This window comes from Phycisphaerales bacterium (assembly GCA_040221175.1).
Classification (GTDB): Bacteria; Planctomycetota; Phycisphaerae; order Phycisphaerales; family UBA1924; genus JAHCJI01.
In genome coordinates this window covers 420,448-443,215 of the sequence record JAVJVK010000001.1, presented here as the reverse complement: position 1 = coordinate 443,215, position 22,768 = coordinate 420,448, and the positions used below count along the sequence as shown (strand labels likewise).

Below are 22,768 nucleotides of genomic sequence, written 5' to 3'. Positions count from 1 at the left end.
CACCCCAAACCTCACTCACGGAGTGAAGTGCCCTTCCAATCCGCTCGATACACCCCCTGCGGGCGGCACGATCGGCACGGGGCCGGCGGCCGGGTCGCGAATCTTTGACCGACCGGTCAACCCACCTGGGAGCATCGAGATGAGCAGGACCCCAACAACGGAACAGGCGTACATCGCCTTCGCCCGCCAGCACTACACCATCTGGAGCGGCGGGCAGGCAGGGCCCCCCGTGATCGGGTTGTCAAGTTTGCAGTTGCAGGAAACGAGCGATGCCGTTGACGCCGCAGAGGCGGCCTACGCCGCGGCCCTGGCGGCGCGTGATGCGAGCAAGGCGGCGACTGAAGCCAAGGACAACGCCATGGCGACCCTGCAGGCGGTCATCGGCGGCGACATCGACACCATCGACGCCTTCGCCAAGGCCACCAGGGACCCCAACGTCTGGGTGCTCGCCCAGATCCCCGCGCCCAAGGACCCCAGCGGCCGCGAGGCGCCGCCCGCGCCGGTCTTCGGCGAGCTCGTCCAGACCGGAGCGGGCTTCATCCGCGGCAGCTTCACCGTGGTCAGCGGCGGCGGGGCCCAGTACCAGCTCCAGCGTCGCGACACCACGCTGGCGGGCGCCACCGGCCCGTGGACCGTGGTGGGCGTGCTCACCGACAAGACCTTCGAGGACCAGGGCGTGCCGGTTGGCCTCTCGCAGGTCGAGTACCGCGTCAGCGCCCAGCTCAGCACCGGCGCCGTCAGCCCGTGGAGCAACGCCGTGAGCTTCAGCTTCGGCACCCAGGGCAGCCCGCAGACCCAGATCACCGCCGGCAGCATCGTGCCGGTGAAGGCCGAGGACCAAAAGAGCGCGGGATAAGCGCTCCAACCAAACCCCCACGAGTCGATGGCGCCCGGGCTTGCAAAGGCCCGGGCGTTGTCGTTGGCATCGACGCTCCGGCCTGCCGTGCCTCCCGAAAACCACCCGTGTACCCTCCCAACAACGCCCGCAGGAGGACCCCATGCCAACAGACCCGGACATCATCGACTACACCATCATCGGCGACGACATGCAGGCCGTCATCGTCACCCTCGACCCCGGCGAGGCCATGGTCGCCGAGGCCGGGGCGATGATGTACCTCGAGCCCGACATCGAGATGGCCACCCAGCTCTCGATGAAGGAAGGCGGCGGGCTGCTGGGCAAGCTCTTCGAGGCCGGCAAGCGCACCGTCACGGGCGAGAGCTTCTTCATTACCTACTTCCATAACCACGGCAGCCAGCGGCGCGACTGCGCGTTCGCCGCGCCGTATCCCGGCCACGTCGTGCCCATCGAGCTGGGCGACCACGGGGGAAGGCTCATCTGCCAGAAGGACGCCTTCCTGTGCGCCGCCCGAGGCATCAACGTCGACATCGCCTTCCAGCGGCGCATCGGCGTGGGCTTCTTCGGTGGCGAGGGCTTCATCATGCAGAAGCTCTCCAGCGACACCGGCCGCGGCCAGTGCTTCCTGCACGCCGGCGGCACCACGCTGGTCAAAGAGCTCGCGCCCGGCGAGAAGCTCCGCGTCGACACGGGCTGCCTGGTGGCGCTGGACAGCAGCGTCGACTACACCATCGAGTTCGTCAAGGGCATCCGCAACAAGATCTTCGGCGGCGAGGGGCTCTTCTACGCCAGCCTCACCGGGCCGGGCACGGTGTGGCTGCAGACCCTGCCCTTCAGCCGCCTGGCCGACCGCGTCATCGCCGCCGCGCCATCGCAGGGCGGCAGCCGCAAGGGCGAGGGCAGCGTGCTGGGCGGGCTGGGGGACCTGATCGGGGGGAGTTGACGGCGCGGTGCGGCCGGCGCATCATCCATGCTGCGCCGACGGGAGGGACCCGCGCGCCGGGGGGTTCCGGCCGCCGGCGACCGACCCGGGCCGGCATGGAGGCCGTCGCGCCATGGTCACCGCCGAAGCGTCCGCCGATTCCACCAACGGGTCGTCCAGGCGCGCCCTGAACGTCATGGGCGTTGCCACCGAGATTCTCCTGAGCGCCCAAGAGACCCAGGGGGCGTGCAGCTCGTTCCGCATCACCGTGCCGCCGGGGTTCACCAACCCGCCCCACGTGCACTGGTTCGAGGACGAGACCTTCTTCGTGCTCGAGGGCGAACTGGAGATCACCGTGGGCTCGATCCCCGTCACGGTCGGCCCCGGCCAGGCCGCCCACGGCCCGCGCCGCGTCATCCACGGCTTCGCCAACCGCACGGATCGACCGGTGACCGCCCTGGTCCACACCGCTCCCGGCGGGCTGGAGCGCTTCTTCGAGGCGTGCGACGCGGCCTTCCCCGGCGGGGCGAACATCGACCCGGTGCGCCTGGTGAGCCTCATCGAACGCCACGGCATGAGCGTGGCTTAGGGCCCGCCCGCTCGGCGGCCGCGCCAGACCATGAGGAAGTCGCGGCCGGTGGCGTTGGACATGCCCTCGAGCCGGCCATCGCGCAGCACGCCCGCGTGCAGGTACGGGCCCGAGCCGTCCTCGGTCACGAACGAGAACCGCAGCGCGCCCCAGTCGCCGTTGAGCCTGGCCTCGCGCACCGGCGAGCCGTAGAACGTGCCGGTAAAGCGGCCCCCCGCCACCGAATCGACCACGAGTTCCTGCTCGTAGGGCTCGGCATCGGGCGTGGGGCGCAGGTCGATGCGCCACCGGCCGACCAGGGACTCGGGCGCAACGCCGGCCGTGACCGGCCGCTGCTGACCCGCGTGGCCGGTCGAACCCGGACCCGTGCAGCCGGTGAGCCCGCCCAGGAGAAGCAGCGCCGCAAGGGCCAGAGGGGTGAACAGGACGCGGCGGGAGCGGGACACGGTGCGCATCGCAGATGATACCTTCAGAGGCATCCCCGGCCGCCCGGGCCCCGTACACTCTGCAACGATCCGGGCCGTGCCGCGGTACTGCCCCTTGGACACCCACCAGGCCGACCACGAGGACACCCACCAGGGAGCCCGCCCGATGACCCGACCGCATGCCAACCTTCTTCGCAACCAGCTCCGCACGGGCCTGGCCGCCGCCGTGCTCGCCGGTTCGCTCACGCTGGCCGTTCCCCAGGCGGCGAGCGCCCAGGCCGCCAGCCAGACCCAGGGCGAGGCCCTGCGGCCGCCGCGCCCGACCCAGCCGGCCAAGCCCCCGGTCATCACCAACTTCCTGGTCGCCGGCGTCGTGGTCATCGGCATCGTGGCGGCCACGGTGATCCCCGCCAAGCGCGGCCACCAGGACTGAACCAACCCCGCACCAGGGAGTTCCCATGCAATCCACCCGCACCCGTCCGTTGCGCCCGGCCCGGCTTGCCGACCCGCGCGTCGCGCTGCTTGCCGTCAACGCCGGCCTCCTGCTGGCCCTGGGCGTCGTAACGCTCGCCCCCGCCGCAACCGCCCAGCAGGCCCAGCGCCCGCGCGGCGAGTACCTGCTGCTGGGCGGCCAGATGACCGGCTCGCCCAGCAGCGGCGTGCACGTCATCGACACGTCCAACCAGGAAATGGTCACGCTCAAGTGGGACCAGTCGCGCCAGGCGTTCGAGGGCATCGGCTTCCGCAACCTGCGCGAGGACGCGCAGGCCGGCACGCAGCAAGGAGGTCGCCGATGAACACGCGCACCAACACCGATGCTGCGGCCTCGCGCCCGGGCGTCTTCCCGCTGCTCGCCAGCGCGCTCGTGCTGGCGGCCCTCGTGCTGCTCCAGGCGGGCCGCGCCGGACAGTCTTCGCCCGTGTCGCCCGCCGCGGCGCTGGCCGAGATGGCCGTCGTTGGCGGCGGATACGCGGCCATGACCACCCAGGGCCAGAGTTCGAGCGAAGAACTGCTCTACGTGCTCGACCAGCGCGCCGAACGGCTCATGGTCTATCGCGTCGAGAACGGCCGCTCGCTGGTCTTCCAGCGCAGCGAGGACCTCGCCCAGGTATTCACCCAGGCCCGAGCCGCGGCCGGCGGCGGGGGCAGGTAGTCTTCAACGCTCCTTCGCGGCTTCTTCTCTCAGGAGGCCGCACGCCCGCGCTCGCGTGACATGGAGCGACCGTCTCCCGATGCCCATCGTGCCGCTTCCACAATTCGAGAAGGACCTCGCCGAGTACACCGACGAGCAGGACCGCCTGGCGCGTGAAAAGCTCACGCCGCCCAAGACGGTCGTCTGCCGCTTCGGGGCCATGAAGCTCATCGGCGAGTTCCGCTACACGCTCGACGTCACGCCCGGCTGCGGCAGCAAGCTCGTGGCGCGCACCTTCCGCGGCACCGAGATGGGCGAGATGCTCACCAGCACCTGCCCCAACAGCGGCTGCGGCAAGAGCATCAGCCGCAAGGAAATGCTCGAGTACATCGAGCACTCGGGCGGTCGCGACTACCCCTTCTACGACAAGGGCCGCATCCTCCGCGTCGCCACGCGTGAGGACATGGACGCCCAGGCCAAACTCGAGCAATCGGCCCACGAGCTCAAGCTCCGCGCGCGCACCGTGGCCGACGAGATCGGCGTGGGCATCCGCATCGTCCAGGCCGAGGGCATCCTGGGAGGCGAGACGCTGACGTACTACTACCTGGCCGAAGCAGGCGAGGGCCCGCCCGGCCAGCAGAAGGGCGGCAACCACAACCATCGCGGCCGGGACCCGCGCCTGCAGGCCGGCGACCTGCGCGACGCGCTCCAGAAGGAAGCCCCAGACGGCGCCCGCGTCGAGGTCCGCCCCGTCGGCGCCCGCGACGAGGCGCGCCTGACCGCCGACTACGAGCGATGCGGCCAGCACTGCTGCTGCAAGAACTTCCTGAAGGTCTTGAAGCCCGTGCCGATGCGCGCCGCCAAGCAGCAGAAGGCCACGCTCGACCCGCTCAAGATCTCCGGCCGCTGCGGCCGGCTCATGTGCTGCCTGCGCTATGAGGACGAGAGCTATCGAGAACTTGCCGCCCGTCTGCCGCATCGCAAGACCCGCGTGGGCACCACCGAGGGCGTGGGGCTGGTCATGGATACGCAGATCCTGACCCAGCTCGTGCTCGTGAAGCTCGAATTCGACGGCCGTGAGATCGCCGTCCCGCTTGAGGAACTGATCGACCCGAGCGAGGCGCCCGATCCCGCCGCCCGGGCCGCCGCACAGCAGCGGCCCGCCCGCTCGCCCGACGCCACAGACCGGGCCGACACCGACGCTCCCGTGCGGAAGAAAAAGAAGCGACGTCGCAAGAAGAAGCCCACCGGCTCGCCGGAAGCCGCGCCGCCACGGAGCGATTCGCCCGAAGCGCCGCAAGCGGACGGCGCCCCGCGTAAGAAGAAGCGACGCAAGCGCCAGCGAAAGAAGCCCGGCGGCGGCGAGGGTGGCCCCGCTGGACGATCGGGCCCTTCCACAGACGACTGAGCCCCGGGCGGGCGTTCCACCTACCCTCCGGCCATGGCAGACACCCGGGCCAGGCCCGCCGACAAGGAAACCGGCAAGTTCTCCATCCGCGAGACCTTCAGCAGCATCATCATCGCCTTCGCGATGGCGTTCATCTTCCGCGCCTTCGTCATCGAGGCCTTCGTGATCCCCACGGGGTCGATGGCCCCCACCCTTCTGGGCCAGCACGTCGAGATCGTGAGCGATCAGACCGGCGCCCGATGGCAGGTCGGGCCCTGGACCGACGGCAACCAGGCCGTCAGCCGCTACACCGTGCACGACCCGATGACCGCCAGCAACCCGCCCGCGCTGGTCGATCAGGGCGTCAGTGCCGCGCGAAGCCAGGCCTACCAGATCGACACGGAGGTCGAGCGACTCCGTGCCGGCGATCGCATCCTGGTGCTGAAGTACCTGCCCCTGCTGTTCGAGCCCAAACGCTTCGACGTGGTGGTCTTCAAGAACCCCACCGAGCCCACGGTCAACTACATCAAGCGATTAACCGGCCTGCCCGGCGAGCAGCTGGCCATCGTCGACGGCGACGTCTTCACCCGGCCGTTGCCCGAGCGCAACGGCGTGCTGGTCGCCCCCGGCGACGAAGACCTCGACCAGCCCGGGGGCACGTGGGCCATGGACGGCTGGTCCATCGCCCGCAAGCCCGAGCACGCCCAGCGCGCCGTGTGGATGACCGTGCACGACACCGCCCGCGCACCGGTGGCGCCCATCCGCGACGGATACGACTGGTACAACCCGCCGTGGGTGCCCGTCTCGCCCGAGGGACGGGCCCTGCCGGGCTGGGAAGGCCTGGATACCCCCACGCCCGAGCACACCCTGCCTGGTACGACCCGCCTGGAGTGGAACACCGAGGCCTGGCCCATCGTCGATTACTACCCGTATAACGAGCGATACCGCCGCGCGGGCGACACCCTGCGACCGCTGGTGCCCCCCACCTTCGGCGTGGGCGATATACGAATCCGCATGGGCGTCGAGCCGGTCGACCAGAGCCTTGAACGCCTTGCGATCCGCATCGACGCGCGCGAGCACGCGTTCCGGGCCTTGCTCGTCGATGGAACCGCCCGCATCGAGATGCGGCCGCTGGAAGCCGACGATTCTGCGTGGGAACTGCTCGACGAAGCGCAAGTCCGCCAACTGCCGGCGGGCCAGGTTACCGACGTCGAGTTCTGGCACGTCGACCAGGCCCTGTGGCTGTTCGTTGGCGGCAAGCGCGTGGCCTACGCCACCTATGACTGGGGGCCCATGGAACGCTTCGAACTGGCCACGAACCAGCCGCTCGACGCCCGCGCGCCGATCGTGCCTCCGCCGTCGGCCTACCGATCGGCTCGGCCGGCTATCGCGCTGGTGGGCCCGGTGAAGCTCCACCGGCTGGGGCTCGATCGCGACCTCTATTATCAGACCACCCGCGGCGACAGCCAACTCCCCGTCCGCGGCAGCCATCCCGCCCTCGACCTCGCCGTGCTGGATCAAGGCCAGTTCTTCGTGTGCGGCGACAACTCGGCCAGCAGCCAGGACAGCCGGCTGCTGGGGGCCCCGAGCCCATGGGTTTCCCCACTCGGCGCCCCCGCTGGCATCGTTCCGAGCGAGCTCATGCTCGGTCGTGCATTCTTTGTGTACTTTCCCGCCGTCGAGCGTGCCGGGCCCGTTCCAGTGCCGGGGTTTGGTCGGCTGCGGTTCATCTGGTAGCCGACCGCTGACGTCGGGCCCCCGGCACCGGTCTTACCCAGCTTCACATGGCATCGATCGTTGTGAATATTTGACCAATTCACGCAATCCACCGCGATTTGCGTGGATTTTGCCTGCTACCGTTTGAACCGCGGAGAGAGAGCCACCCTGCGGCCCACGGGCCAAGACGGGATGGGATGGACCCCCGACGGGCGGAGGAGCCTGCCGGGGGTCTTTCGTTGGCGGTCTCTCTCCAGCAACCTCGTGCATAACGCGTCGGTTCCTGTCGTCTCGACGCGGTTTGCGTCGCTTGCGACCGTCGCGAACTTTGCGTGGCACGTCCAAGAGATGCTTCAGTCACCCCGTGTACTGTTCCGATAGGCTTGGTGTGAGCACCATTGCCCCGGCGTCCAACTCTGATCCCTCTGCGACGATCCACCGCATGCGCGACGAGCCCACACGCAAGCCCGACGCCGGCAACGAGTTGTCGCTCGAGAAATCCGCGTTGCGGAAGAAGATGCGCCACGCCATGGAGAGCATGGCGCCCGCCGAAGCGCGCACGAAGGAAAAGGCTCTGGCCGAACGCGTACTGGCGTGGGCTCCCATGGCCAGCGCAACGCGTGTCATGGTGTACCTCTCCATGTCGGGCGAAGCCGGCACGGGCGCCCTGATCGAGCGCTTGCTCGAGGCTGGCGTCGAGGTTGCCGGCCCCCGCGTGGAGTGGGACACCCGCACCATCACGCCGGCCTTGATCGCCGACCCGATGTCCGACGTCGTCGAAGGAAACCTTGGTGTGCCCGAACCGGCCCCGTCGGCGCCGGGCGTGCCCCTGGACACGATCGACGTCATCCTCGTGCCCGCCATGGCCTTTGATCTTCGCGGATTCCGCCTCGGACGCGGCGCAGGGTTCTACGATCGGCTGCTGGCCGACAAGCGCCGCACGGGGCTGTCGCTGGGGTTCGGATTCGAGGCCCAACTAGCCTCGCGGGTGCCAACCGAGCCGCACGACGCCAGGCTGGACGCCCTGGCCACCGAGCGACGTCTGCTGGAGTTCAACGGCCCGCGGATCGCCGCGGTGCTCGAAGCCGAGGCCCGCCGGGGGCCGCAATAACCTGGAACGAACTGTTCGGATCGGTGGCGGGCACGAAGCCCCCACGCAGCACGCAGGGAGGTCGCATGTCGCTGCCATCGCAAGGCGGAATCGGATTCGGCGGAGCCACGCGTGGCCGTTCGCGTCGTGGGCGCGGGGGGGGCGGCGGCGGACGCAAGTTGATCGCCGCCATCGTGGTCATTGCGATCGGCGGCGGGCTGGTCTGGGCCTTCAAGCCCGGCCCCGAAGCCTCGCAGGCGGACGAATCGATCGCTGGAGCCGAGTTGGCCCGCGGCGCGACCGAGCCGACGGCGTCGAGGACAACCTCGCGCCCCGAGCCGGCACAGGCCGAGAGCCGACTCGTGAGCGCCGCGCCGCCTCCGCAGCGTGAGCAGATCGAGCAGCCCCAGGGCCGTTCCGTGGCAACGCCGTCCACACAGTCGCCCGCCACCCAGCCGGCCGAGCCCCGGCAGGCCAGCGGCGTATTGGCCACGCCCACGCAGACCGAGACCGTGACGCCCGGCCCTTCGACCGTCGTCAGTCCCAGCGCCGCCGTAGCCACGCTGATGCAGCGAGCCGAGCAAGCGGTGAAGGCCAACGACCCCGTCGCCGCGCGAGAGCTCTACAACCAAGCGCTCATGAGCGAGCGCGCCTCGGCGAGCGACCGCGCGACCATCCGGTCGCAGATGCAGGCTCTCAACGAGGACCTGATCTTCTCTCCCCGCGTGTACCCCGGAGACCCGTTCTCGACCGTGTACGAGGTGCAGGGCGGGGATTCGCTGGCCAAGATCGCCCAGCGCGAAGGCGTGGCCACCGAGTACCTGCTCATCCAGCGCGTCAACCGTATGAGCAACCCGAACAACATCTACAAGGGCCAGAAGCTCAAGCTCGTCCGCGGCCCGTTCCACGCAGTAGTGAGTAAGACCGCATTCCGCATGGACGTGTACGTTGGTCCTCCCGGCGAGACGGATCAATGGGTGTTCGTCCGCTCCTTCCCCGTCGGGCTGGGCGAGTACGACGGCACGCCCGTGGGCGCCTTTACCGTCCGCCGCCACAGCAAACTCATCGACCCCTTCTGGCGCAACCCTCGCACGGGCGAAGAGTTCGCCGCCAGCGACCCCGAGAACCCCATCGGCGACCATTGGATCGGCCTGCGAGGCCTGGGCCAGGCCGAGACGTACAGCGGCTATGGCATCCACGGCACCATCGACCCGGGCAGCATCGGCAAGGAGATGTCCATGGGCTGCGTCCGCATGCTGCCCGACGACGTCGCACTGGTCTACGAACTGCTGACCGAAGACATCAGCCAGGTCCACATCGTCGAATAAGGCTCTTTCCAACCGACTCACCCAGCCCGGGCCCGCGCCCGGGTTTTTTCGTCTCGCGGCGGGGCCATTTCGGGCCCGTAAATCCGGCTGGAATCGCGGTTCCATCCTATAATGAGGGCCAGCATTTTCGGGGTTCTTCCGGGCTCACCGGACCCCCCGCCACGCCGCGAGGACCTATGGCCCAAGACGACGCCCCCACCCCCCCGACCACCGACGCCAACGCCTCCAAGAAGGGCAACTACGGAGCCGAGCAGATCAGCGTGCTCGAAGGCCTCGAGGCCGTCCGAAAGCGGCCGGGCATGTACATCGGCGGCACCGGCGTGGGCGCCCTGCATCACCTGGTCTACGAAGTCGTCGACAACTCCATCGATGAAGCCATGGCCGGCTACGCGACCATCGTTCAGGTCACCATCCAGGCCGACGGCTCCATCCGCGTGGTCGATGATGGCCGCGGCATTCCGGTCGATCCGGTCAAGAACGACGACCCCGCTCTCAACGGCAAGAGCGCCGTCGAGGTCGTCATGACCAAGCTCCACGCGGGCGGCAAGTTCGGCCAGGAGGGCAGCGCGTACAAGGTCAGCGGCGGCCTGCACGGCGTGGGCGTGAGCTGCGTCAACGCCCTCTCGAGCATGCTGGAGGTCGAGGTCTATCGCGATGGGCAGGTCCACAGCATGACCTTCTCGCGCGGCCACGTGGCCGAACCGCTCCGCGTCGTGGGCAAGGTGCCCGAGAGCAGCACGCGCACGACGGGCACGAGCGTGACGTTCACCCCCGACGCCGACATCTTCCCGGTCACCGAATTCAGCTACGACACCCTCGCAAACCGACTGCGGGAACTGGCGTTCCTTAATCCGGGCGTCGTCATCCGCCTGCGCGACGAGCGCGTGGGCGCCGACGGCAAGCCGCGAGACGAGATCTTCAAGGCCGAAGAGGGACTGCTCGCCTACGTCCAGCACCTGATGAGCGGCAAGACCGCCGTGTGCGTGCCCGTGCACATTCGCAAGGACGACGAAGAGAAGTCGATGGTCTGCGAGGTCGCTCTGCAGTACCACGACGGGTACAACGAAACGCTGCTGACCTTCGCCAACAACATCAACAACGTCGACGGCGGCACGCACGGCCAGGGCTTCAAGGTCGCCCTCACACGCACGCTCAACAACTACGCCCGCAAGGTCGGCATCATTCGCGAGAAGGACCCAACCCCCAGCGGCGACGACCTGCGCGAGGGGCTCATCGCCATCGTCTCGGTGAAGCTTCCCGACCCGGCCTTCAACAATCAGCCCAAGGAAAAGCTGCTCAACCCCGAGATCGAGCCCTTTGTCGCACAGGCCGTGGGCGAGGCGCTGGGCACCTGGCTCGAAGAGCACCCCGCCGAAGCCAAGCGAGTGTGCATGAAAGGCATCATGGCGGCCCAGGCTCGCGAGGCCGCCCGCAAGGCCCGCGAGCTCACGCGCCGCAAGAGCGCCCTGGATTCGGGCTCGATGCCGCACAAGCTGAGCGACTGCAAGACCAAGGACGTCGAGCGAAGCGAACTGTACCTGGTGGAGGGCGACTCGGCCGGCGGCAGCGCCAAGCAGTGCCGAGACGTCGAGACTCAGGCCGTGCTGCCGCTCAAGGGCAAGATCCTCAACGTCGAGAAGGCGCGCATCGACAAGGTACTGGGCTTCGAGGAAATCCGCACCATGGTCGCCGCCCTCAAGTGCGGCATCGGTCCGGACTTCGACCACAGCAAGCTTCGCTACGGCCGCATCGTCATCATGACCGACGCCGACGTGGACGGCAGCCATATCCGCACGCTGCTGCTCACGTTCTTCTTCCGTCAGATGCCCGAGTTGATCCGGCGCGGCCGCATCTTCGTGGCCCAGCCGCCGCTGTTCCAGATTTCGCGCGGGAAGAACCACCGCTACGTCATCAACGAGCGCGAGCTGAGCAACATGCTCACCGCCGAGGCCATCCAGAACGCAAGCCTGCTCGTCCGCAAGACCTTCGAGGAGGGCGACCTGCCCCCGAGCGGCGAGGCGCCCCTGGAGCGACGCATCGAAGGCGACGACGTCGTCAAGGCCGTGAAGCTGCTGGAACGTCTCGGCGAATTGAGCGTCGTGGCCGAGCGGCGCGGCGTGAAATTCGTCGACCTCATTGGCTCTCGGCACCAGGCGGCACCCGGCGCCGGTGGCCTGCCAACCCACCGGGTGGCTTGGCGGGGCGGGGCCGAGTGGGCCTGGAGCGAGGAAGAAGCCCTGGCGATCGTCGAAAAGAACGACCTTCGGCTCGAAGAGTCCGAAGATCCCGAGTCCGCTGAGAGCGGCAGCGTCGCAGACAACGGCCAGTCGCAGACCGACGCGGCGTCAAGCATTGTTCCCGAGAGTGCCATGACGGCGCGCCCGGTGGCGACCATCCGTGAGCTCCACGAAAATCGTGAGCTGGATTCGATCTTCAACCAGCTCAGCGATCTCGGGCTGGACGTTGCCGACTGGGACCTGCGGCAGGAAGAGGCCGTGACCGGCGAGAAACTGCCGGCACGATTCGCGTGGGAAGTTGCCCAGCCGGGCAAGTCCGACGGCGAAGAAGCCGCCAAGGTGCGCATCGCCGAAGCCCCGAACCTTGCCTCGATCGTGCCGGCGCTGCACGATATCGGACGCAAGGGTATCGAGGTCAAGCGGTTCAAGGGCCTTGGTGAGATGGACGCCGATCAGCTGTGGGAGACCACGATGGATCCGGAGGTCCGCACGCTCATGCGGGTCACCATGGACCAGGCCGCCAAGGCCGAGACCCTGTTCACCACGCTCATGGGCGAGCAGGTCGAGCCTCGCCGCAAGTTCATCGAAGAGCACGCCTTGGAAGCCAAGAACCTGGACGTCTAGGCCTCGGTCCGATATCGCACGTCTTGCGCAATTCTCGGCTCTGCCCGACGAAAGTCGCCCACGCGATGATCCGATACATCTCCGGAAGAGACCCAGGATCCGTGGGAGATGCGAATGGGCACGCGATCGCCCGGCCCCTCTGGCCGACACAACACGCTCAACCTCTCGGCCGAACAGCTGAGCGTCATCATGGACCAACTCGACGAGGCGGGCGAGGGTGGTCGCACGCGCCGCACGCACGCTCGAGTGAGCTTTCGCCTGCATGCCGTCGAGGTCGAGATCTTCCAGCCCAGCGGTGGCAGCGTGCAGTTCTGCGTGGCCTGCCGGAACCTCTCGCGGGGTGGCCTGAGCCTCGTGCACAGTTCGTACATGCACGTCGGAACCAAGTGCCGCGTCAGACTCGAGCACCATTCCGACGGGCCGATGTGGATCAATGCCACCGTCGTTTAGTGTCGTCACGTAACCGGACGCATTCACGATGTAGGGCTTCGGTTCGAGAAGGAGATCGACGTCAACGACTTTGTCCGGCTCGATCCGCTGGGTGACAACTTCTCTCTGGAAACCGTCGAAGCAAGCAAGCTCGAAGGTCGCGTGCTGCTGGTCACGGCCAACGACATCGACCGGAAGCTGGTCGAAGCCTACCTCTCGGATACGTCGATCCGCATGATCCACGTGCAGGGATACGACGAGGTGATCGGCGCCCTGGCCGAACCGGTCGACGCCATCCTCTGCGATTTTGATAAGGACGTCGCCACCGCCTGCGAAGCTGTTCGCGGGATTCGGTCCGCCGGCTATGCCGTGCCCGTCATTGCCCTCGCCGGCGACCTGTCCGAGCCGAGCAGAGAAACCATCCGCGGCTCTCGCGTCAGCGCGATGGTGCGCAAGCCGATTACGAAGGCCGCTCTGCTGCGAGCCCTGGCCGAGTTCATCCTCCTCGGCCGTGGCGCGGGAGACGATCTGCCGGCTGCCTCGACCCAACAAGAGACCGATCCATCGCTGAAGGCCCTGGCCGATCTGTTTGCCCAAGACCTGGCAAAGTTCGCCGACGAGATCGCCACCGCATGCAAGTCTGGCGATGAGAAGAACCTGCGGTACATCTGCGCCCGCATCCGTGGCACGGGTCCGCTGCTGGGCCACGCCTCGGTCGCCGACGCCGCGGGCCGCGTCCTTTCCATGCTCGACGCCGAAGGCGGTTCCATCGAGAGCGCCCAGGAAGCGATTAACACCCTCACGAGCATGTGCAAGATGGTCCGCGCGGCCTGAGTCTTTCCCTCAACGGGCGACGCGCCGACAATGCGGCGTGGCTTCCATCGAAGACAACCTCCAGAGCGCCCTGTCCACCCCGGTGACCAACGTGCGCGAGCTCCAGGGCGGCTGCATCGCCCGCGTCGTGGGCGGCTTGGCTCAGGGCATGGGCGAGTTCGTCGCCAAGATCGGCGATGGCTCCAGCGATCTCCGCATCGAGGCGGCGATGCTCGAAGACCTGCACCGGCTGACGGCCCTGCCCATCCCAACCGTGTGGCACGCCGAACGCGACCTGCTGGTCATGGAACGACTTCACGGTTCAACGGGCGCTGATGCGACCGCCCAGCGGCACCTGGCCGAACTCCTCGCCGAAGCGCACGGGGTGCAGGGCCAGTCCTTTGGTTACCAGCGGGACACACTCATCGGGCCACTGACCCAGCCCAACCCGGCTGAACAGAGTTGGGCTCGCTTCTTCGGGCGCCATCGGCTGGTGCACTTCGCCACGCTTGCAGAGCAGCGGTCTGCCCTGCCCCCCGGCGGTGCGGAAGTCGCACACCGCCTGTCCGACGCCCTGGAGCGAGAGCCGTCCCGATTCCTCGCCGCCGATGAGCCGCCCGCGCTCATCCACGGAGACCTCTGGTCGGGAAACGTGCTGAGCGATCGCGGCCGCATCACCGGGCTTATCGATCCTGCCATTTACTACGCGGACCGCGAGATCGAACTTGCCTTCATGGGCCTGTTTGGCTGCGTTGGTCGCCCGTTCTTTGAGCGATACCACGAGCTGCGCCCGATCCAGCCGGGTTTCTTCGAGCGTCGGCAGGGGATGTACCGAGCTTACCCGCTGCTGGTCCACGCGATTCTCTTCGGCGGCGGTTATGGCCGCCAGGCCGTCAGCGCCATGGAACGCGCGATGGCAACCTGAGACGCCCCACCGAGTCTGGCAAGGATCTGGACGGGAAAGGGTGACTGACGGGATTCGAACCCGCGACCCCCAGGACCACAACCTGGTGCTCTAACCAACTGAGCTACAGCCACCGTCTGACGGACGGAGGGCCCATGCCGGGCCCGCCGAGCGGTAACGCTAGCACGCTGCTGGCCCGTGGCAAGTGCGGATCGGTCGTGGCCGCGCGAGGCGGGGCGACCTACCCTCGCTATTACCTCGAAAATTGGGCTCGGTTGCAGGGCGCAGGCGAGCCGGAGATGCATTGCCGATGCCAAGCCAGACGCTCGCCACCCTCGATCTTTCCGCCGCTCGCACCCTTCGTAACCTGCCGCCCGCCCGGCTCGTCGAGATGGCCCTGGCCGCCGACGAGGGCCGCCTGGCCGCCGAGGGCGCCCTGGTCTGCCTTACGGGCGACCGCACCGGACGCAGCCCGACGGACAAGTACCTCGAGGACACCCCGGCCATCCACGACAAGATCGATTGGGGCAAGGTCAACCAGCCCCTGACACCCGAGCGATTCGAGTTGGCCGAGCGGATCGCCATCGACCACCTGAACGCCCAGGAAAAGGTCTTCTGCTTCGAGGGCTTCGCGGGCGCCGATCCCGCCTACCGCCTTGGTGTCCGCGTCGTGACCGAGCAGGCCTGGCACAGCCTCTTCGCCAGCACGCTGTTCATCCGCCAGGGCACCCGCGCGGCCAGCAACAGCACCGACTGGAACCACGACTGGACCATCCTCAACGCCGGCAAGCACAAGCTGACCGCAGAGGAGGCCGAGCAGTTGGGTGTCAAGGGCCCGATCATCATCGCCCAGTCCCTGGAGCGCAAGACGGTCGTCATCCTTGGCACCGAGTACGCCGGCGAGATCAAGAAGAGCATCTTCTACGCCATGAACTTCGACATGCCCGAGGCGGGCGTGTTCCCCATGCACTGCTCGGCCAACGTCGCCAAGGACGACGCCAGCAACGTGGCCCTGTTCTTCGGCCTGAGCGGCACCGGCAAGACCACCCTGAGTGCCGACCCCGACCGCGCCCTCATCGGCGACGACGAGCACGGCTGGAGCGACAAGGGCGTCTTCAACTTCGAAGGCGGCTGCTACGCCAAGTGCATCAAGCTGAGCCGCGAGAGCGAGCCGCAGATCTGGGACGCCATCAAGTTCGGCAGCGTGCTCGAGAACGTGGTCATCGACGACCAGAGCCGCGAGCCCGACTATGACGACGGGTCAATCACCGAAAACACCCGCGTTACCTATCCGGTCGAGTACATCCCCGGCGCGGTCATCCCTTCCATCGGACAGCACCCACGCAACGTCATCTTCCTGACCGCCGACGCGTTTGGCGTCATGCCCCCGGTCAGCAAGCTGACGCCCGAGCAGGCGATGTACTACTTCATCAACGGCTACACGAGCAAACTCGCCGGCACTGAGGCCGGCGTCACCGAGCCCCAGCCCAACTTCAGCGCCTGCTTCGGCGCGCCCTTCATGCCCCGCCCGCCGGCCGAGTACGCCCAGATGCTCGTCGACCGCATCAAGAAGCACGATGCCAACGTCTGGCTGCTCAACACCGGCTGGACTGGCGGGCCCTACGGCGTGGGAAGCCGATTCAAGCTGGGCTACACCCGCGCCATGGTGTCGGCCATCCTCAACGGCAGCCTGGCCAAGGCCAACTACGTCGAGCACGAAATCCTCGGCCTGCACATGCCCACCGTGGTCGAAGGCGTCCCGCAGGAGGTGCTGCACCCGCGCAACACCTGGAGCGATGGCTCGGCCTACGACGAGAAGGCCCGCGACCTGGCCCGTCGCTTCCGCGACAACGACGCGAAGTACGACATGGAACAGGCCGTGCGAGACAGCGGCCCCAAGGGCTGATCCCAGACACGGAATAACTACGAAAAACGCCCGGGTCGAACCGGGCGTTTTGTCGTATGCAAAAGGTCGGCCTTGGTCAGTTGCTCGTCGTGCGTGACGCCTGGTAGGCCTCCAAGCCCTCTGCAGTAGTGCGTAGCTGACGGTTCTTTCCCAGCGTCCACTTGGGCTGTGGTCGGTTCGGATCGTTCTCACAGATCACCCACCCATCGACGACCATGACCTCCATAGCCTGCACGAGCTGTCGCATCAGTGCCGCGGCCTTGTCCTTGGGCTGCGATGCATTGATCTGCTGCTGAAGGTAGCCGAAGATCTGGTTCGGGTCATTACTCTTCAGCAGCATACTCACGAGCACCGGGTAGGGCCCGATCTTCGGCAGGATCTTGCCGTTGCGCGTCACGCACTGCACGGGCACGACGCGTCCGTCGCGATACTCGGCAACCTGCTCGTCCTTGGCTTCGCGCAGGTCCAGCGTGAGCTTGTTGTACTGCATGAAGCTCAGGGTTTCTCTCTCCAGGTCGATGTCCTCGTCGCCAAACTTGCCGACGATCTGCTTGGCGGTCGCCAGGTCGAACGAACCGAGATTGGCCGAGTCGAGCGTCTGGTTGCTGAAGCCGCCCTGGGCCAGCCAGCGCCAGGCCTCCTGGGGCGTCAGCGACAGGCCGGCCTCCTCGGCGATGTTCTGGCAGTGCTCCTGCAGGTCCTTGAAGCAGCCGTTGGACGCATACCAGAACTGCGCGAAGCGGATGTGCTGGCGTATGTTCTTGCGGGTCTTGTCGTCGTAGCTCTGCTTGACCCACCCCTTGTCGAGTTCGCCGCGTTCCAGTTCCAGGATGGTGTACGCCAGTTCGCGGGCCGAGCCGTGGGCCAGTGTCATGCCAGCGGCGAGGATCGGGTCGGCAAAACCGCTGGCCTCGCCGCAAACGAACCAATTCTCGCCCGTCACGCGGTCGGCCACCTGCGACCAGTCCTTGGTCGCGTGCACCTGGTCGGTCTGCCTTGATTCGGCCATCAACCCGGCGATCTCTTCCTGCTCCTTGAGGGCCTTGTGGTAGATCTCCTCGGGTGACAGGCCGGTCTGCTTGTAATACTCGCCCGGGCACACCAGGCCGACGCTTGCACGCGTTGGGCTGAGGGGGATGAACCAGATCCAGCCGTAAGGCAGGCTGCGAACCTGCACGCGCGTGCCCCCCACGCCGATCTCGACGGCCCACTGCACGTTGTCCCAGTAGCTCCAGAACGCGACGTTGCGCAAGCTCTTTGGCGCATCGCTCTCCACACCCATGGCGCGGCGCAGGAGCGCGTGCGTGCCGCTCGCGTCGACGTAGTGCTTCGCGCGCACGACGGTGCCGTCGTCGAGCTTGAAGCCCTCGACTTTGTCGCCGTCCTTCAAGACCTCGCGCACCTGCGTGCCCTGGCGCACCTCGGCGCCGTTCTCCTGGGCATGATCGAGCAGGATCTTGTCGTAGATCGACCGTTCGACCTGGAACGCCGTGCGCTGGCGCTGGCCCTCGAACTTCGCCGGCCTGGGCTCGTCCTTGAATTCTTCGACGGGGTAGAAGTCAAAGTCCCATCGCTCGCCGTCGCGGCCCCACGTCAGGCTCGCCCCGAGCTTGACGGGAAAGTTGGCCGCTTCGACCTTGTCCCACACGCCCATCTCGTGCAGGATCGGGCTGATGGCCGGGAGTTGGCTCTCGCCCACGTGCTCACGAGGAAAGACCTCCTTCTCGAGCACCAGCACCTTCAGGCCGGGGTTGTACTTGCGCAGCAAGGTCGCCAACGTACTGCCCGAGGGCCCACCGCCGATGATCGCCACGTCGCACGCAACTTCATGCATGCCGTTTCCGCTGGTCCCGTTCGCGTTCGCAACCACGCCGTCCCCCTCTCGCAACATTCGCCCAACGCCGTTCCTATCGGCGATCAGCGATCCTATGTCTCCCCGTTCTCGACGCCCGGCCCTGCACGGTCCGGATATCCATCACGTGCATGCTGGGGCCTCCCCTCATGCCGGAGGGATCGGCTTCCCATGCGGGTCGGTCGGGACATCGGGCGGCAGCGTCTCGGGCAGGTGCTCCAGGTTCTCGGCGGTGACGTGCACGTGGTCCGCCGCCAGGCCCGCCCGCTCGACCAGATACGACTCCCACAGGCGGTGCCGCCGCACGATCATCGCTGCCCGGGTCCGCCCCTCTTCGGTCAGGGCCAGCGCGTTGCGCTCGACAAGGCCGCGCCGGCGCCCCCTCCGGAGTACACGCGGATCGACCCGGCCCGGCACCGATTCATCCTCCTGGCCGCGGTACAAGCGCCCGAGCAGGTCTTCGAGCGCCACGTTCCGAGCCAGGCGTGTGCGGCGGACGGCGGTTGCCAGCACGCCATAGCGTGGTCCGCACACGGCGGCAAGCACGAGCAGGCAGCCCAGCGCCACGGCCATCGAGCCCGCCGCGTTCACTTCGCGCTTGTCGAAGAACTGCGGCACACCGATTGAGCCCAGGTACCCCAACACGGCAGCACCGATGGCCACCGCCATGCTGACGAGCAACTGCGAGGGCAGCCGATCGGTCAGCAACCGAGCCGTGGCAGCGGGCACGATCAGCATCGCGATGACCAGGATGGACCCCACCGCCTCGAATGAGGCCACCGTGGCGCCTGCGACGAAGATCATCAGCAGGTAGTGCAACGCCGTAGCGCTGAACCCCTGGGCCGTCGCCATCGCCGGATCGAACGCGGCCAGGCGCAGTTCCTTGAATAGCACCACGACCAGCGCGATCGACAGACCGGCCGTCAAGAGCAGCGTCCAAACCTGCGGCGGCGCTGCCTGGATCGTCGCCGACCCGAAGACGCCCCACCACGACGCGGGAGCGCCACTGGTCCAAGCGAGAGACTCGAGTTGTCCGTGCAGCACGCAGGCCGCGTCGAGATCGGTGTTGCGCGCCGCACGCTCGATGAGCAGCACGCCCAGCGCGAACATGACACTGAACACCACGCCCATCGCCGCGCCCGGCTCGACACGCCCCATCCGCTTGATCAACTCGACGAGCACGACCGTGGCGATACCCGCCAGCGTTGCCCCCAGGAACATCACCGGAGCCGTGCGCACGCCCGTGAGCATGAAGGCGACCACCAGGCCCGGCAGCACGCTGTGGCTCATCGCGTCGCCCATCAGGCTGAGCTTGCGCAGCACGAGGAAGTTGCCAAGCAAGCCGCAACTCACCGCGGCGAGCACCGCGGCAAGCAGCGGAAAGAGGTCGAGCGCCGGCGAGAGCGTCATGGCCTGCCCCTCTCGGCCTTGAGAATCGCCGCCTCGAGTTCGGCAACCAACTCGGGGCTGAGCACGTGCTCGACGGTGTCGGCCGACCAGTCGACGTGGCCGGGCGCCACGTCGGCATAGGTCTGCAGGTACTGCTCCCAGAGCCTGTGGTTCCGGGCGATGCGGGCGCCGCGCGCGACGCCGCTGGGCGTCAGTTCATACCCAAGTTCCACGCGATTGATGTAACCGCGCCGCCGTAGACCCGCCAGCACCACCGGGCCCAGCCACGCGGGCCAGCCCCAGAGCTTCTCCATAGCCCGTAGCGTGCGCGCCGAGATCGTCGGCACGCCTCGCCGCGATACGGCGTGCTCGTAGGCAGCCTCGAGCAGGTGCTCACCGGCGATGCGGAGCCGCTGGAGGCCCCGCCGCCCGGCTACGGCAACCACCCCGTGTCGCGGCGCCGCCAGCAAGCTGACGACGAACACCGCTCCCGCGCACAGCACGATCACCGATCCCGCCGGCGTGCGCGGCAGGAGCGCGCTCGTCGCCGCTCCGAGGTAGCCGCTCACGGCGCCCAACCCTCCCGCCACCAACACCAGCACGCCCAGGCGATCGGTCCACATTCGTGCGGCGACGGGCGGGATGATGAGCAGCGCAATGACCAGAATCAGCCCGACGGCCTGCAAGCCCGCCACCGTGACCAGAACCACCAGCAGGAGCATGATGCCGTCCAGCAGCCCGACGGGATACCCCGCCACGCGCGCATATTCGTCGTTGAAGCTGGCCAGGGCCAGTTCCTTGAACAGCACGACGGTGGACAGGATCCCAACGAGCGCGATGCCCCCCATCAGCATGGCGTCACCCGCCCGCATGGCCGCGGTCTGGCCATAGATGAAGTGGTGCAGCCCGGCGGGCGATGCCGCGACGTTCTCGGGCCGCTGGACGTAGCTGAGCAGCACCACGCCCAGCCCGAAGAACACGCCCAGCACGATGCCGATCGCCGCGTCTTCGCGCAGCCGGGTGAAACGAAGAATCGCAAAGATGCACAGCACCGACAGTGCCCCCGACGCCGCCGCGCCCAGCAGCAGCACCGGCAAGGACCGTCCACCCCCGCCCAGCGAAACGGCGAACAGGAAGGCCGTCACGATGCCCGGAAGCGTCGCGTGCCCGATGGCGTCGGCAACCAGCGATCGCTTGCGCAGCAGGGCGAACACCCCCACCACTCCCGCAGACAAGCCCAGCAACGCCGCCCCGACGAGCACCGCGTTGGTGTTGTACCCGCCCTGGAAGCTGAGTACCTCCACAACGTCGCGGGCGGTCAACGCTTCGGGCCGGGCCAGGGCCATCTATCGCACCCTCAGGCCCGAGCGGGCCACGGCCTCGGCCGCCTCGCTCAGCAGCGTGAGCTTGCCGCCATAGGTCTTGTGCAGGTTTGGCTCGGTGAAGACCTCCTCGACCGGCCCGGCCGCGACGACGCGCATGTTGAGCAGCAGGGCATGGTCGAAGTACTGCGGCACGGTCTGCAGGTCGTGATGCACGACGATGGCAGTCTTGCCCGCGTCGCGCAGCTCTCGCAGCAGCGCGACGATGGCGCGCTCGGTCGCCGCGTCGACGCCCGCGAAGGGCTCGTCCATGACGTACAGGTCACCCTCCTGCGCCAAGGCGCGGGCGAGGAACACGCGTTGCTGCTGCCCGCCCGAGAGCTGGCTGATCTGCCGGTGCGCCAGGTCCGCCAGGCCCACGCGGTCCAGGCACTCCAGCGCGGCTCGCTTATGCGAGCGCCCCACCGGCCGCAACCAGCCGATGCGCCGATACCGACCCATGCATACCACATCCAGGGCGCTGACGGGAAACGACCAGTCCACGCTCTCTCGCTGGGGCACGTAGGCCACGCGGTCGCGCATGCGCTTGTAGGGCTCGCCCCAGAATTCCACCAGCCCACTGGCACGAGGCACCAGCCCGAGCGCCGCCTTGATCAGCGTGCTCTTGCCCGCCCCGTTGGGCCCCACGATGGCCACGAGGGCGTTTGCTGGCGCGTCGTAGTCCACGTCCCACAGCACGGGCTTGCGCTGGTACGCCACCGTCATGGCGTGGATCGACAGCGGGCTGTCGGCCGAGTGCTCGGGAAGCTCGGCCAGGCTCGACCGCTGCCGGCCTGAATGCACGACGCTCTGACCGGCCGGCGTACTCACGGAGACAGCTTTCCCTGCATGCCCCCCTCGGGCGCCTCGCCGCCCAGGGCGCGCGCGATCGTGGTGGCGTTGTGGTCGATCATGCCCACGTACGTGCCCTCGAACGTGCCAGCCGGCCCCATGGCGTCGCTGAACAGCTCACCCCCGATGGCGACCGTGTGCCCGCGGGCCGCGGCCCCGGCAATGAGCGCCTTGATGTTGCGCTCCGAGACCGTCGATTCCACGAACACCGCCGCGACCTGACGATCGACCAGCACGTCCACGAGCCGCTCGACGTCGCGCACGCCCGCCTCGCTCTCGGTGCTCAGCCCCTGGATGCCCAGCACCTCGTAGCCATACCGCCGGCCGAAGTAGCCGAAGGCATCGTGGGCGGTCACCAGCACGCGCTGGGCCTCGGGCACGCTCTCGAGCACGCGCTGGCAGTACGCGTCCAGTTCGGCGATCTCGTCGAGCAACGCGGCGGCGTTGGCGGTGTAGACCGATTCGCCATCGGGGTCGCGCTCGATGAGCCGATCGCGCACGACCTCGACCGCCTTGGCCCAGGCCGTGGGATCCATCCACACGTGCGGGTCGTCCTTGCCCTCCATGTCCTCGGGCTGCACCAGGTACTGGGGGTCGATCAACTCGGTGACGGCGAACACGCCGCGATCGGCCGAGGCGGCGCGTACGAGGGCATCGGTCATGCGGCCCTCGAGCAGCAGCCCGTTGTAGAAGACCACGTCGGCTGCCAGGAGGGCGGCCATGTCGTCGCGCGTGGGCTGGTACAGGTGCGGGTCGATGCCCGCGCCCATGAGCACGTCGACCTCGCCGCGCTCGCCGGCCACGCGCTCGACCACGTCGCCGATCATGCCGGTGGTCGCGACGATCGCCAGCTTCTCGTCAATCGCCGACGAGCCCGCGGGTTCCGATTGCGGTCCGCAGGCCGCGAGAAAGCCGAGCAGAACTGCGCACAATCCGAACCAGCATCCTCGAGCCAT

General features: G+C 67.9%; 21 protein-coding genes and 1 tRNA gene. 15 read left to right on the top strand and 7 right to left on the bottom strand.

Annotated elements, in window-relative coordinates:
* Positions 1 to 139: 139 nt before the first annotated feature.
* The 3 genes from RIE32_01855 to RIE32_01845 all read left to right on the top strand — a co-directional run bounded on the left by RIE32_01855 (position 140) and on the right by RIE32_01845 (position 2,367).
* Entirely contained in the window at positions 140 to 856 is a 717-nt protein-coding gene (locus RIE32_01855) for a hypothetical protein (GenBank protein MEQ9094988.1), read from the top strand.
* 142 nt (positions 857 to 998) lie between these two features.
* Positions 999 to 1,799, top strand: a complete 801-nt coding sequence (locus tag RIE32_01850; protein MEQ9094987.1) for a TIGR00266 family protein — start codon at positions 999 to 1,001, stop codon at positions 1,797 to 1,799.
* Between the two features lie 112 nt (positions 1,800 to 1,911).
* Complete coding sequence (locus RIE32_01845; protein MEQ9094986.1) at positions 1,912 to 2,367, top strand: cupin domain-containing protein; 456 nt, start codon at positions 1,912 to 1,914, stop codon at positions 2,365 to 2,367.
* Here the strand turns inward: RIE32_01845 and RIE32_01840 are convergent.
* On the bottom strand, positions 2,364 to 2,822 hold the full coding sequence (locus RIE32_01840; GenBank protein MEQ9094985.1) for a hypothetical protein: 459 nt from the start codon (positions 2,820 to 2,822) through the stop codon (positions 2,364 to 2,366). The two genes, RIE32_01845 and RIE32_01840, sit on opposite strands and share 4 nt — an antisense overlap.
* 136 nt (positions 2,823 to 2,958) lie before the next feature.
* On the opposite strand from RIE32_01840, the gene RIE32_01835 reads away from it, so the two are divergent.
* The 11 genes from RIE32_01835 to RIE32_01785 all read left to right on the top strand — a co-directional run bounded on the left by RIE32_01835 (position 2,959) and on the right by RIE32_01785 (position 14,473).
* A complete protein-coding gene (locus RIE32_01835) occupies positions 2,959 to 3,225 on the top strand; it encodes a hypothetical protein (protein MEQ9094984.1) in 267 nt (88 codons plus the stop codon).
* Between the two features lie 25 nt (positions 3,226 to 3,250).
* A complete protein-coding gene (locus tag RIE32_01830; GenBank protein MEQ9094983.1) occupies positions 3,251 to 3,589 on the top strand; it encodes a hypothetical protein in 339 nt (112 codons plus the stop codon).
* Positions 3,586 to 3,945: a hypothetical protein gene (locus RIE32_01825; protein ID MEQ9094982.1), complete on the top strand. Its 360-nt coding sequence runs from the start codon at positions 3,586 to 3,588 to the stop codon at positions 3,943 to 3,945. The genes RIE32_01830 and RIE32_01825 overlap by 4 nt, the downstream gene beginning before the upstream one ends.
* Before the next feature lie 79 nt (positions 3,946 to 4,024).
* Entirely contained in the window at positions 4,025 to 5,332 is a 1,308-nt protein-coding gene (gene ricT / locus RIE32_01820) for a regulatory iron-sulfur-containing complex subunit RicT (protein MEQ9094981.1), read from the top strand.
* 33 nt (positions 5,333 to 5,365) lie between these two features.
* Positions 5,366 to 7,048 carry a S26 family signal peptidase gene (locus RIE32_01815; GenBank protein MEQ9094980.1) on the top strand — a complete coding sequence of 561 codons (1,683 nt, stop codon included), beginning with the start codon at positions 5,366 to 5,368 and terminating at the stop codon, positions 7,046 to 7,048.
* Between the two features lie 421 nt (positions 7,049 to 7,469).
* Positions 7,470 to 8,138, top strand: a complete 669-nt coding sequence (locus tag RIE32_01810) for a 5-formyltetrahydrofolate cyclo-ligase (protein MEQ9094979.1) — start codon at positions 7,470 to 7,472, stop codon at positions 8,136 to 8,138.
* 65 nt (positions 8,139 to 8,203) lie between these two features.
* Positions 8,204 to 9,445, top strand: a complete 1,242-nt coding sequence (locus RIE32_01805; GenBank protein ID MEQ9094978.1) for a L,D-transpeptidase family protein — start codon at positions 8,204 to 8,206, stop codon at positions 9,443 to 9,445.
* A 176-nt stretch (positions 9,446 to 9,621) separates the two neighbouring features.
* Positions 9,622 to 12,306 carry a DNA gyrase subunit B gene (locus RIE32_01800; protein ID MEQ9094977.1) on the top strand — a complete coding sequence of 895 codons (2,685 nt, stop codon included), beginning with the start codon at positions 9,622 to 9,624 and terminating at the stop codon, positions 12,304 to 12,306.
* Positions 12,307 to 12,420: 114 nt separating this feature from the next.
* Positions 12,421 to 12,756, top strand: a complete 336-nt coding sequence (locus RIE32_01795; protein MEQ9094976.1) for a PilZ domain-containing protein — start codon at positions 12,421 to 12,423, stop codon at positions 12,754 to 12,756.
* Between the two features lie 141 nt (positions 12,757 to 12,897).
* Positions 12,898 to 13,569, top strand: coding sequence for a response regulator (locus RIE32_01790; protein ID MEQ9094975.1), 672 nt, complete (start codon positions 12,898 to 12,900; stop codon positions 13,567 to 13,569).
* Between the two features lie 37 nt (positions 13,570 to 13,606).
* A complete protein-coding gene (locus tag RIE32_01785) occupies positions 13,607 to 14,473 on the top strand; it encodes a fructosamine kinase family protein (GenBank protein MEQ9094974.1) in 867 nt (288 codons plus the stop codon).
* Between the two features lie 39 nt (positions 14,474 to 14,512).
* Here RIE32_01785 and RIE32_01780 read toward each other — a convergent pair.
* Positions 14,513 to 14,586: transfer RNA gene (locus RIE32_01780), tRNA-His, on the bottom strand.
* A gap of 176 nt (positions 14,587 to 14,762) precedes the next feature.
* Between RIE32_01780 and pckA the strand changes: the two genes are divergently transcribed.
* The gene (gene pckA / locus RIE32_01775; protein ID MEQ9094973.1) at positions 14,763 to 16,358 is read left to right on the top strand and encodes a phosphoenolpyruvate carboxykinase (ATP); all 1,596 of its coding nucleotides are present in this window, start codon (positions 14,763 to 14,765) and stop codon (positions 16,356 to 16,358) included.
* A gap of 76 nt (positions 16,359 to 16,434) precedes the next feature.
* On the opposite strand, the gene RIE32_01770 is transcribed toward pckA, so the two are convergent.
* The 5 genes from RIE32_01770 to RIE32_01750 form a co-directional block, all read right to left on the bottom strand.
* Positions 16,435 to 18,192 carry an NAD(P)/FAD-dependent oxidoreductase gene (locus RIE32_01770; protein ID MEQ9094972.1) on the bottom strand — a complete coding sequence of 586 codons (1,758 nt, stop codon included), beginning with the start codon at positions 18,190 to 18,192 and terminating at the stop codon, positions 16,435 to 16,437.
* A gap of 165 nt (positions 18,193 to 18,357) precedes the next feature.
* Positions 18,358 to 19,620 (bottom strand): metal ABC transporter permease, encoded by a 1,263-nt coding sequence (locus tag RIE32_01765; protein MEQ9094971.1) that lies wholly within the window; start codon positions 19,618 to 19,620, stop codon positions 18,358 to 18,360.
* A complete protein-coding gene (locus RIE32_01760) occupies positions 19,617 to 20,945 on the bottom strand; it encodes a metal ABC transporter permease (GenBank protein ID MEQ9094970.1) in 1,329 nt (442 codons plus the stop codon). Before RIE32_01760 ends, RIE32_01765 begins: the two co-directional genes overlap by 4 nt.
* Positions 20,946 to 21,791, bottom strand: coding sequence for a metal ABC transporter ATP-binding protein (locus RIE32_01755; GenBank protein ID MEQ9094969.1), 846 nt, complete (start codon positions 21,789 to 21,791; stop codon positions 20,946 to 20,948).
* Entirely contained in the window at positions 21,788 to 22,768 is a 981-nt protein-coding gene (locus RIE32_01750; GenBank protein MEQ9094968.1) for a zinc ABC transporter substrate-binding protein, read from the bottom strand. The genes RIE32_01755 and RIE32_01750 overlap by 4 nt, the downstream gene beginning before the upstream one ends.